This window comes from Nocardia sp. NPDC127526 (assembly GCF_042672265.1).
Classification (GTDB): Bacteria; Actinomycetota; Actinomycetes; order Mycobacteriales; family Mycobacteriaceae; genus Nocardia.
Map to the genome: position 1 here is coordinate 1 of NZ_JBHXVO010000033.1, position 11,798 is coordinate 11,798.

General features: G+C 69.1%; 8 protein-coding genes. 2 read left to right on the forward strand and 6 right to left on the reverse strand.

Features of this window, described 5'->3' with window-relative positions; all coding sequences use genetic code 11:
- The first annotated feature begins 325 nt into the window (after positions 1-325).
- Positions 326-1,678 (forward strand): NAD(P)/FAD-dependent oxidoreductase, encoded by a 1,353-nt coding sequence (locus tag ACFVIV_RS33520; RefSeq protein ID WP_379203381.1) that lies wholly within the window; start codon positions 326-328, stop codon positions 1,676-1,678.
- Positions 1,679-1,760: 82 nt separating this feature from the next.
- Here ACFVIV_RS33520 and ACFVIV_RS33525 read toward each other — a convergent pair whose 3' ends face one another.
- The 6 genes from ACFVIV_RS33525 to ACFVIV_RS33550 all read right to left on the reverse strand — a co-directional run bounded on the left by ACFVIV_RS33525 (position 1,761) and on the right by ACFVIV_RS33550 (position 11,328).
- Positions 1,761-3,251 (reverse strand): APC family permease, encoded by a 1,491-nt coding sequence (locus ACFVIV_RS33525; RefSeq protein ID WP_379203383.1) that lies wholly within the window; start codon positions 3,249-3,251, stop codon positions 1,761-1,763.
- Between the two features lie 34 nt (positions 3,252-3,285).
- Entirely contained in the window at positions 3,286-4,356 is a 1,071-nt protein-coding gene (locus tag ACFVIV_RS33530; RefSeq protein ID WP_379203505.1) for a Glu/Leu/Phe/Val dehydrogenase dimerization domain-containing protein, read from the reverse strand.
- A 263-nt stretch (positions 4,357-4,619) separates the two neighbouring features.
- Positions 4,620-8,099: an indolepyruvate ferredoxin oxidoreductase family protein gene (locus ACFVIV_RS33535; RefSeq protein WP_379203385.1), complete on the reverse strand. Its 3,480-nt coding sequence runs from the start codon at positions 8,097-8,099 to the stop codon at positions 4,620-4,622.
- A 195-nt stretch (positions 8,100-8,294) separates the two neighbouring features.
- Positions 8,295-8,780 (reverse strand): Lrp/AsnC family transcriptional regulator, encoded by a 486-nt coding sequence (locus ACFVIV_RS33540; RefSeq protein WP_379203387.1) that lies wholly within the window; start codon positions 8,778-8,780, stop codon positions 8,295-8,297.
- 60 nt (positions 8,781-8,840) lie between these two features.
- Positions 8,841-10,193 carry a DUF4328 domain-containing protein gene (locus ACFVIV_RS33545; RefSeq protein ID WP_379203389.1) on the reverse strand — a complete coding sequence of 451 codons (1,353 nt, stop codon included), beginning with the start codon at positions 10,191-10,193 and terminating at the stop codon, positions 8,841-8,843.
- 202 nt (positions 10,194-10,395) lie between these two features.
- Entirely contained in the window at positions 10,396-11,328 is a 933-nt protein-coding gene (locus ACFVIV_RS33550; RefSeq protein WP_379203391.1) for a LysR substrate-binding domain-containing protein, read from the reverse strand.
- 131 nt (positions 11,329-11,459) lie between these two features.
- On the opposite strand from ACFVIV_RS33550, the gene fdxA reads away from it, so the two are divergent.
- Positions 11,460-11,795 (forward strand): ferredoxin, encoded by a 336-nt coding sequence (fdxA, locus tag ACFVIV_RS33555; protein ID WP_379203393.1) that lies wholly within the window; start codon positions 11,460-11,462, stop codon positions 11,793-11,795.
- The last annotated feature ends 3 nt before the right edge of the window (positions 11,796-11,798 follow it).

Genomic DNA, 11,798 nt, shown 5'->3' on the forward strand with positions numbered 1-11,798 from the left:
CAAAGGGCTACCCCCCAATACCCCCAAAACAGAAGGGCGGACGGCGATGAGGGCGGATGGGGATGAAGGCGGGCTGGGACGAGGACGGGCACGGACAAGGATTGGGCAGGGACGAGGACGGGCAGGGACGAGGACGGGCAGGGACGAGGACGGGCAGGGACAAGGACGGGCAGGGACAAGGACGGGCAGGGACAAGGACGGGCAGGGACAAGGACGGGCGGGGATAGGGGTGGGGCGGATGGGGATGCGGATGGGTTGGTGGCTACTTGGCGGCGAACGGTGCGTTGTTCGTGGCGAGGGCGGCCGGTGAACTACCGTCGTCGGGGTGAGCACCGCACGGATCGTGATCGTGGGCGGCGGTTTCGCCGGGGTGGAATGCGCTCGATACCTGGAGCGCCGGTTGCGCCCGGGCGAGGCGGAGGTGCGGCTGGTCGGGGCGATCGGTGCGGGCCAGCTGTATTTGCCGCTGCTGCCGCAGGTTGCTGGAGGTGTGCTGCCAGCGCAGGCGGTGGTGGTGTCGCTGCGGCGGGTGCTGAAGCGCACCGAACTGATTCCCGGGATGGTGGTGGGCGCGGACGCGGCGCGCGGGCAATGCGTGGTGCGGCGGCCCTCGGGCGGTGAATACGCCCTGGACTACGACCATCTCGTGCTGGCCACCGGCAGCATCACCCGTATCCTGCACATTCCGGGCTTGCCCGAGCACGGCTTCGGCATGAAGACCCTCGCCGAGGCCGTCTATCTGCGCGATCACGTGCTGCGCCAGTTGGATATGGCCGCGATTGCCGAGGATCCGGCGGAGCAGCGGGAGCGCGCCACCTTCGTGACCATCGGCGCCGGATACGCGGGCACCGAGACCATGGCCGTGCTCGCCCGGCTGGCCCGGTCCGCGGCCCGGCAATACTATCCGCGGTTGGATCCGGACCTGGTGCGCTGCCATCTGATCAACCACAGCGACCGCGTCATGCCCGAACTCGGCGAGCGACTGGGGGAGAGCGCGAAAAAGCTGATGGCCAAGCGCGGAATCGAATTCATCCCCGGCGCTTCCGCATCGGAGGTCGGCGAGCGCACGCTCACCTTGACCACCGGACAGGTGATCCCGACCCGCACGGTCGTGTGGACCGCGGGCGTGACCCCGAGCCCGCTCGCCGAGCATCTGAGCGCGGAGACGGTGCACGGCCGCATGGTCGCCGACGCCGATCTGAGCGTGCCGAGCCTGCCCGGCGTCTGGGCCTGCGGTGATGTGGCCGCCGTACCGGACGTGACGAATCCGGGCACGTTCTGCGCCCCCACCGCCCAGCACGCCATGCGGCAGGGACGTCATATGGGCGCGAATCTGGTTGCGGCCCTGCGTGGTAAGCCGCGCACCGACTATCGCCACAAGGATCTGGGCATGGTCGTCGACCTCGGCGGCCGGGACGCCCTGGCCCGTCCGCTCGGCATCGGATTGCGCGGCGCCCCGGCGCAATTGGTGACCCGCGGCTATCACCTGATGGCCACCCGCACCTTCACCGCTCGCGCCCGCATCGCCTTCAACTGGGCGCTGCACGCGGTGACCGGCGACGATTTCATCCGCCTCGGCTTCGGCGACGACGCCCCGCACACCATCGGCGATTTCGAACGCTCCGCCGATTATCTGAGCGCCGAGCAGGTCGCTGCCATCCTCGGCTCCCGGATATGAGGAAGCCCCGGTCCAGGGTGGTTGGACCGGGGCTCCTCGAGTGGCCTATGTCCCGGCAGACGGTCGGCCACGGGAATTCCCGCTAGCGCACAGGGGAGGGCGTGCGATCGTCGGGCTGTGGTTGTTTGCCGAGCAGCGAATGCTTACGGCCGTAGGCGAAGTAGAGCACCGTGCCCAGCGCCATCCAGATGACGAAGCGCAGCCAGGTCTCGATGGAGAGGTTGAGCATGAGCCACAGGCAGGCCAGCGCCGCCAGGATGGGCACCAGCGGGACCAGCGGAACGCGGAAGCCGCGCTTCAGATCCGGGCGGGTGCGGCGCAGGATCGGCACGCCGATGGCCACCAGCACGAAGGCGGCCAGGGTGCCGATATTGACCATCTCTTCGAGGGTGCCGAAGTCGACGAACCCGGCGAGCAGCGCGCAGATGACGCCCACCAGCACGGTCAGCCGCACCGGCGTGCCCTTGGATCCGGTGTGCGCCAGACCGCGCGGCAGCAGCCCGTCGCGCGCCATGGCGAACAGCACGCGGGTCTGGCCCATGTACATCACCATGACGACCGTGGACAGGCCCGCGATCGCGCCGATGGAGATGATGGACTTCACCCAGGTCGCGCCGTGCAGCGCGAAAGCCGTTGCCAGGGTGGCGTTTCCGCTGGCCAGCTCGGTGTAGGGCACCATGCCGGTGAGCACCAGCGAAACACCCACGTACAGCACGGTGACGATGGCCAGCGCGCCGAAGATGCCGCGCGGCACATCGCGCTGCGGGTTGCGGGTCTCCTCCGCGGCGGTGGCGACCACATCGAAGCCGACGAAGGCGAAGAACACCAGGGAGGCCGCCGCGAGCAGGCCGTACCAGCCGTAGCTGGTGCCGCCGGAGCCGGTCAGGAAGGAGAACAGCGACTGCCGCAGGCCGTCGGCGTGCTCCGTGGGCTGGGCCGGCGGAATGTAGGGCGTCAGGTTGGACGGCTTGAAGTAGGTGGCGCCGACGACCAGCACCAGGGCGATCACACCCAGTTTGATGGCGACCGCGACGGCCGACACTCGCGAGGAGAGCTTGGTGCCGGTGGCCAGCAGCACGCCGACGATCGCGATGATCAGCACCGCGCCCCAGTCGAAGGTGATCGAACCCAGTTCCAGCACGGGCGGTTTCGAGCCCAGCACCTCACCGAGGTATTGCGACCAGCCCTTGGCCACCACCGACACCGCGAGGGCGAACTCGAGGATCAGGTCCCAGCCGATGATCCACGCGATGATCTCGCCGAAAGTGGCGTACGCGAACGTATACGCGCTGCCCGCTACCGGAACAGTCGACGCGAATTCGGCGTAGCACAGGGCGGTCAGACCGCACGCGATCGCCGCGAAGACGAAGGCGAGGGAGACCGACGGTCCCGCCACGGTGCCCGCCGTGCGCGCGGTGAGGGTGAAGATGCCCGCGCCGATGACCACCGCGACGCCGAAGATCGTGAGATCCCGGGCCGTGAGGTCCTTGCGTAGCTTGGAATCCGGTTCATCGGTGTCCCGGATCGACTGTTCAACTGATTTGGTGCGGAACAATCCGCTCGTGATCGCCACTCTTGGTTTCCTCCTTGAAACTCCGGTGCTGCGGTCAGATCGACCGCGGGATGGCGTCGAGACGCCGCTCGGCGAACCGGTTCGCCGCCTCGCCCGTTCCGATTCCTTCGTCCGTCGCGGCCGCGATGATGTCGCGGACGCGATCGAAGATGCTGGTGACATCGGCTTCCACGGCGGCCGGTTCGGCCTGCCGCAGTTCACCCGCCACCTGAATGAGGCCGCCCGCATTGGCGACGAAATCCGGCACCCACGTGATGCCGCGGCCGCGCAGCGCCTGCTCGACCTCCGGATGCGCGAGCTGGTTGTTGGCCGCGCCGCAGACCAGCTTGGCCGCGATGGCGTCGGCGCTGGACATGGTGAGCGTGGCGCCGAGCGCGCAGGGCGCGTACACGTCCACCGGTGCGGTGGCGACGTGGCTCAGCAGCCGCACCCGCGGGTGCTCCTGCGAAACCCGCTGCATGGCAGCCTCGTTCACATCGGTGATGCAGACCTCCGCGCCGTCGGCGAGCAGCAGGGCGGTGAGCTCGCGGCCCACCTTGCCCACGCCCTCGACGCCGACCGTGCGACCGGTCAGCGACGGTGTGCCCCACACGGATTCGGCGCCCGCGCGCATGGAGTGGAAGACGCCGAGCGCGGTCAGCCGGGCGCTGTCGCCGGAGCCGCCGGCGGCGGTGCTGCGGCCGGTCACGTAACCGGTGTGCCGTCCGATGATGTCCAGGTCGTCGGTATTGGTGCCGACGTCGCCCGCCGTGATGTACCGCCCGCCAAGGGTTTCCACGAAGCGCGCGTAGGAGGCCAGCAGCGCCTCGGTCTTGGCCACGGCCGGATCGCCGATGATGACGGCCTTGCCGCCGCCCAGATCGACGCCGGCGGCCGCGGCCTTGTAGGTCATGCCCCAGGACAGCCGCAGCACGTCTTCCAGGGCCGCGCCCTCGGTGGCGTAGGGGTAGAAGCGGGTGCCGCCCAGCGCGGGGCCGAGCGTGGTCGAATGGATCGCGATAATGGCCTTGAGGCCGGTCTTGTCGTCCTCGCAGAACACGACCTGTTCGTGGCTGCGGCGGCTCAGCTCGTGCGAGCGGCCGAAAACCCCTGCCTCGGTCTGCATTGCGGTCACGATCGATTCCTTTCGGGATGCCGCCCGGGTAGGACGGTGTCGGTTACCGCCTGGGTGTGGCGGTGATGGGTGCCGCTGGTGGGCGGCGAGGTTCTCCGATCCCGCCCGCCTTCGTCATTCCGGCATGCTTTTGGCCGGAATCCACCGCGATCAGTGGTGGCGTTGCGGGTATGGATCCCGGCCAAAAGCGCGCCGGGATGACGGGTGGGTGGGCTCGGGTGGGATGGTCGGGTCGGTGATTCGGTCGCCGGGGGTCAGTGCTCGATACCGAGCTCCCGCAGACCGTTCCAGTACTGCTCGACATTGGCGAGCTTGACGTCCTCGTAGCCGCGGACGACATCGGGCAGTCCAGCCGCCTTGGCGGCCGTGTCGTAGGTGTCCGCGCTCAGCGTGACCGCGAAGTGACGCACCATCTCGGTGTAGTGGGACAGCAACTCCCGCTCCACCTTTCGCACGTGGGCGTAGCCGAACGGATCCAGCCGGGTGCCGCGCAGCTTCTTGCCCTTGGCGAGGAGCTTCAGCGCCACATGGGATTTCGGTCCGAGGCCGATCTTCTTCTTGCGGCCGAGGGCGCGCAGCACCGGCGGATGCAGCTTGTAGGTGAGGTTCTCGCCGCCGGGCACCTGCGCGGCCACCTGGTCGAGGAAGGCCGGATCCACCAGCAGGCGGGCGACCTCGTACTCGTCCTTGTAGGCGGTGAACTTGTACAGTCCGCGCGCCACGGCCGCACTGAAATCGGTGCGCTCGGTGACGGTCCGCTCGGCGCTCCAGGCGAACTGCACCGTCTCGATGTAGCGGCGGGCGACCTTCGCGCTCTGGTAGCCGATCAGTTCGGCGGCGCGCAGCTCCACCAGCCGACGGACCTCACCGTCGAAGGTGGTGCCCGCCAGCAGGTCCGCGGGCGCCTCGGCCCGAACACGCTGCGGCTGCGCCGATCCGACGGCCGCGGCGAAGGCGGCGGGATCGGCGACGGCGACCCGGCCCCAGCGGAAGGCCGCGATATTGGCGGCCACGGCGACGCCGTTGATGCCCACGGCCTCCTCGATGGCCGCGGCCGGCAGCCGCAGGCCACCGGACTGGAAGGCCGCGCCCACCATCAGGAAGTTGGCCGCCGCGGTATTGCCGAACAGCTGCTCGGCCGCCGCGAGCGCATCGAAGTGCGCGAGCGAATTCGAGGCCGTGGCAAGGCGATCCAGCAGCGACCGGGTCGGCGGGTAGGCCACGTTCTTGTCGTAGACCATGTCGCCGGTGGGCGTCTGGCTGGTCGAGGCGATGGCGATGGTGCTCGCCGCATTGCCGTACTGCAGGTTCTTCGGATCGGTGGCGGTCAGCAGGTCGATGGCCACGATGCAGTCCGCGTTACCCGGGGTGAGCCGGTTGGACGGCTCCAGTTCGGTCGCCGAGAACCGCAGGTGCGATACGACCGGACCGGCCTTCTGGCTCAGGCCGATCTGATCGAGGCTCTCCACCTCGTAGCCGGCGCGCAGCGCGGCGGTGGCCAGCACCTGGTTGACGGTCACGATGCCGGTGCCGCCGATGCCGGCGATCAGCACGTTCTGCGTGCCCTGCGGCGCGCCCAGACCCGGATCGGAGACCGCGGGCGGCTCGGCGGTCTTGCGCTTGGAGCCCTTGCGGCCCTTCGTATCCGGCGTCAGCTCGACGGTGACGAACGACGGGCAGTCGCCGTCCAGGCAGCTGTAATCGGTATTGCAGGAGGTCTGATCGATGCGGGTCTTGCGCCCGAACTCGGTCTCGACCGGTTGCACCGAAAGGCAATTCGACTTCACGCCGCAGTCGCCGCAGCCCTCGCACACGGCCTCGTTGATGATCACCCGGGTATTGCGGGTGGGCAGCGTGCCCCGCTTGCGCTGCCGCCGCGCGTCCGCCGCGCAGTGCTGGTCGTAGATGAGCACGGTCACGCCCGGGATCTCGCGCAGCAGCCGCTGCGCCTCGTCGAGCCGGTCGCGATGCCACAGCAGGGTGCCCTTGGCCAGGGCTTTCTTATTGTGCCGCTTGGGTTCGTCGGCGCAGACGATGATCTGCTCGACGCCCTCGATGGCGAGCTTCTGCGTGATCTGCTCGACCGACAGGATGCCCACCGCGTCTTGCGCGCCGGTCATGGCGACGACCTCGTTGTAGAGCAGCTTGAAGGTGATGTTCACCCCCGCGGCCACACACGCCTGCACGGCCAGCTGACCGGAGTGGAAGAAGGTGCCGTCGCCGATGTTCTGGAACAGGTGCGGCACATCGGTGAACGGCGCCTGGCCGATCCACTGGCTGCCCTCGCCGCCCATCTGGGTCAGGCCGGTGACCGCGCTGTCCTCGCGCCCGGACATGGTGACCAGGGTGTGGCAGCCGATGCCGCCGCCGCCGATGGAGCCCTCGGGCAGCGCGGTGGAGCGGTTGTGCGGGCAGCCGCTACAGAAGTAGGCGGTGCGCTTGGTGGACAGCACCTCCAGCGAAAGCGGCGGCGGCGCGGCCTTTTTCAGCTCGACTCGGTCGCGCAGCACGCGGCGCAGCGGGCCGAGCAGGCGGCCCGGGGTCAGCTCGCCGTCGAAGGGCATGAGCAGCGCGCCGCGCTCGTCGTGCTTGCCGAGGATGCGCGGGGCGTTCTCGGTGCCGTAGAGGATTTCGCGGATCTGGGTCTCGATGAAGGCGGTCTTGTCCTCCACCACGATCAGCTGCTCGAGGCCGCGGGAGAATTCGGTGACCTTTTGCGCCCCAACGGGATACGGCATACCGATGCGCAGCAGCCGGATCCCGGCGCGGTGCAGCGCCGCATCGTCGACACCGAGGTCGAGCAGGGCCTGGCGCACCGAGTCGAAGGTGGTTCCGGTGGCCGCGATGCCGACCTTGGCGTCGGCCGGATTCACCTCGATGACATCGAGATCATTTGCCGCGCCGAAGGATCGGACCATCTCCCAGCGCGGCCCGTACAGGTCGGCCTCGGCCAGCACGCTGTCGGTCGGCGCGGCCATGGGCCGCTGCCGGTAGGCGAAGGGCTTGCCCTCCCATACCACCTCGGGCACCGTGAGCGGCAGGTCCGCCACCGAGGCGTCCACCGTCCACGCGCCGTCGGCGACATCGGCGACGATCTTCATGGCCACCACGCAGCCCGACGCCCGCGACAGCGCCACACCGGCCATGCCCATGGTGATGATCTCTTCGGCATTGCGCGGGAACAGCACCGGAATGCCCATGGCCGCCAGCGACCGCTCGCTCACCGCGGGCACCGTGGAGGACTTCGAAGCCGGGTCGTCGCCGACCAGCAGCAGCACCCCGCCGCGCGGGTTCACGCCGTACATATTGGCGTGCCGCAGCGCATCGGTGGCGCGGTCCACGCCGGGACCCTTGCCGTACCAGACGCCGACGACGCCGTCATGGGTCGGCTTTCCGGCCGGCAGATCCGCCTGGCTGCCCCACACCGAGGTGGCGGCGAGTTCCTCATTGAGGCCCGGAACGAAGGTGATGTCGTGTTCGGCCAGCACATTCGGCATGCCGAGCAGCATCTTGTCGACGCCGCCGAGCGGGCTGCCCTGGTAACCGGAGACGAAGGTCGCCACCCGGCGGCCGGCGCGAATATCTCTGACGTGCTGTTCGACCAGCAATCGGGCAATGGCCTGCACGCCCGTGAGAAGGACCGGACCCGCGCCGGAGCGATAGCGGTCGGCGAGGTCGTACGGTGCGGTTGTCTCGGCCTGCGGTAGGGATGACGGGCAGGCAACGCTGGTCATGGACAGTCACCACACTTTCCACAGCCCAGATCGTGAGCTGCAAACGAAGGGACTTGCAATCGGTGCAGCGAAATCTGCCGGGATGTGTGTTTTGTGTCAATAGCCGCCCGGAAAGTTGATCAGACTGCTCAAAAGTGATCTGGAGCACTACCGCTAATGAGTCAATCTGCTCGGTGGTGCGTGTCCCCGATCACATCATGCGGATTCCGGATTGTTCGTCAGATGTTCGACCAATGGCAGCGAGCGGTATTCGATCGGCGTCGCCAGGGCCAGCATGGTCTCGGTGTGCCGCACGCCCGGAACCGCGTGCACCCGCTGAATGATGCCCAGCAGATCCTGCTGCGTCTGCGCGGCGATGCGCACCAGCAGGTCGGATCGGCCCGTGGTCGCGTGCACCTCGAGCACATGCGGAAACGCCCGCAGCGCGTCGACAATCTCGTCGATCTTGTTCTGATCCAGTTCCACGCCGAGGAACGCGTGCACCGCGAACCCGACGGCCTGCAGATCGATGGTCGGCGGATAGCCCCGCACCACCCCCGCCGACTCCAGCCGCTTCATCCGCGCCTGCACGGTATTGCGGGCGATGCCCAACCGCGCCGCCAACTCCAGGATCGGCGTGCGCGGATCGGCCGCCAGTTCCTTCAGCAGCGCGGCATCCAGGTTGTCGATCTTGACGGCCACACCGCATTTTCGCACGACGCTCTGTAACGGCCACCGCATATCGCTGATCCGGGCGCGTGCTCAGGCGGCGCGCTGGGTCCGGTCGATCCCGTTGACGAGGACGGTCAACAGGACGGCAGCGAGGAACAGCAGGGCGCAGGCGGCCCACAGCGCCGGTCCGCTGCCGGTCGAGAACCCGCCCCAGAACGCGACCCACCCGCCGAGCCAAGCGATCCACCAGACTCCGGTGAGCACGGCCGCCCCGCCCGAACCGCCCGGCCGGGTCAGCTGATGAACGGCCACGGCGGGGAGGAACAGATTGGCGATGGGAACGATCCAGCCCGCGACCACCCATGAACGCCCGAGGCGGGGGAAGCCCGGGTGCAACGCCTCGGCATTGCGATGCGCGCGCAACTGCCAGCAGATGAGAGTGATTGCCGCGATCGGCACGGTGATCAGGAGCGCCACGAAGCCGAGCAGAGTGGGCGCGGCCCAGGCATTGAGAGCCTCATCGTAGTCGGGCGAGTCTTTCGACAGACCTTTCAGACGCTCGTAATTCGCCGCGCCGGAGGCGATGATCACCGGCCCCAGCAGCACCGGGAACAGCAACACCGAGGCCATCGGCCCGAGGTGGCGGCCCACGACAATCGTTTCCGGATGCGCCCGGCCGTATTGCCCCGGTGCGGCCGGATAGGGCTGCGGGGCCGGGATATCCGGAATCGCTCGTCCGGTCTGCCACTCGGTGACGCGGGACAGCACCGTCCGCACGGCGAAGGCCGACACCGCGGCGGTGGCGAACGCTGCCGTGAAGAGTGCCACCGCTACACCGGCGCGCCCGGAATCCTCGGACCACCCGTAGCGCACGGCCAGGCTCGCCATCGATCCGATCAACCACAGCAGCACCGACAGAAACCAGCTCGCCCACCACAGCACCACGAGCGGCGTGGTGGAATTCGCGGGCAACCGCGCCGAATTCGGCGCCGTGCCGGGATCGCTCGCGCGTTGGACATCGTCGAGCACGATCGGCGGGGCGAACCAGTTCACGATCGGCAGGAAGCCGGCGAACACCCAGACGCGGGACAGGCGATGCGGTGTGGCGCACAGCAGTTCCGCATTCGCCCGCGCCCGGTACAACCAGATCACGAGCAGGATGCCGAATACGGCCTGCATGGCGAGCAATGGCGCCGTGGACCAGTTCAGCCAGGGTATGGCGGCATTGAACGACGATACGAACTCGCGGTCGCCGATCCGGCCCGCTTCGTAGTCGCTGAGCAGCAGCCAGATTCGCGCGAAGCCGATCACCCAGAGAACCAGGATGCCCGCGACCGCGAAACCGGCCGCGGACAGCGCGAGCGTCAGCCCGCGCAGGGGCCGCAGCGCGGACCCCGGCGGCGTGCGCTCGGTGTAGGGATCGGAATCGTAATAGGTGGCCATAGGCCATCACCCCCAGCGGCTTTCGGCTTCTCGCCAGGCACGCTATCGCGCAGCCCACTGGTGCAGAACTTGATTCGCTCTCACCCGAAACAGCACGCGTGCGCTGTTGATTCCGCGACTATCCGACGATGATTCGCTGCCCCGGATTCCGCTGAACGAGGGGCGCGAGCCGGGATCCTTCGCGCCGTGCAGGCGTCCGGGACTAGCCGGTCCGCCGCTGGCCGCGCGTCTGTTCGACCCGTTCGGCGTAGCGGACGAGCAGGTCGGCCGGCTCGGCGGGCGGGGCCAGATGGCGCCAGATGGCGCGGAACTTGCGGGTGAGCACCGCATCGGCGAGCGGGATTTCGACCAGGGCGCCGGTGCGCAGGTCCGGTTCGGCGATCAGCCCGCTGAGAATGGCGGGGGCCAGGCCGGTGCGGGCGGTGGCCAGAATCGCTGCCGCCGAACCGAGTTCGGCGGCGGGCTCGGCGGGTTCGGCCGTCGCCGCCAGGATCTCCCAGACGGTATCGCGGGTTCCGGAGCCGGATTCGCGCCAGAGCAGGGGAGTGGCCGCGAGTTCGCGCACGGTGACCGGGGTGCGGTGGCGTGCCCACGGATGGTCGCGGCCGACCACGACCACCAGGTCGTCGGCGCCCAGCACGCGGCTGCCGAGTTCGGCCGGGGGATGGGGGCCTTCGACGAATCCGAGGTCGGCCTGGGCGTCCCGGACCCACGCCTGCACCTGCCGGGAGTTGCCGACCTCGAGCGCCACCGACACCTCCGGCCGGGCCTCGCGCAGGGCCGCCAGCCAGTGGGACATGCGGTGGTCGGCAATGGTTTTCGAGGCGGCGATGCGCAGCCGGGGACGGTCGGCGGCCCGCACCGCCGCGACGCCGTCGGTGAAGGCGTGCGCCGCCGCCAGCAGCGGCCGGGCGTGCTCGACGACGGTCCGTCCCTGCTCGGTGAGCCGGGACCCCGTCGGCCCGCGCTCCAGCAGCCGCAGCCGCAGCCGCCGCTCCAGCGCGCTGATCCGCATGCTCGCCGCCGGCTGGGTGATCCCGTGCCGCCGTGCCGCCGCCCCCAGACTCCCCAGCTCCGCCACCGACACGAGCAGATCCAGCACCTCCAGATCAGGTGTTCCCGGCGGCAGAGTCATAAGGATCGATTATGGGGTGCTCGGCAATCGATGGCTACCGCCCCGGCCCCACGACGGCAAGGCTCGATCTCGTGCACCGGCGCGCGGCCGGTCGGCCGTGGCGGCGGGGCAGTGAACCACGAGGAGAGATCATGACTTTCGTCATCGGAGCCGACTGCGTCGACGTCCTGGACCGCGCCTGCATCGAGGAATGCCCGCTCGACTGCATCTACGTCGGCGAGCGCATGGCCTACATCCAGCCCGAGGCCTGCGTGGACTGCGGCGCCTGCGAACCGGCCTGCCCCGTGGAGGCCATCTACTTCGAGGACGACGTCCCCGCCGACCAGGAGACCTTCGTGGCCGAGAACGCGCGCTTCTTCCACGAGCCGCTGCCCGGTCGCGACGCACCGCTCGGTGATCCGGGCGGCGCGCTGCGCGTCGGCGTGCTGGGAGTGGACACGCCGTTCGTGGCGGAGTTCCGGCGGTAGCTA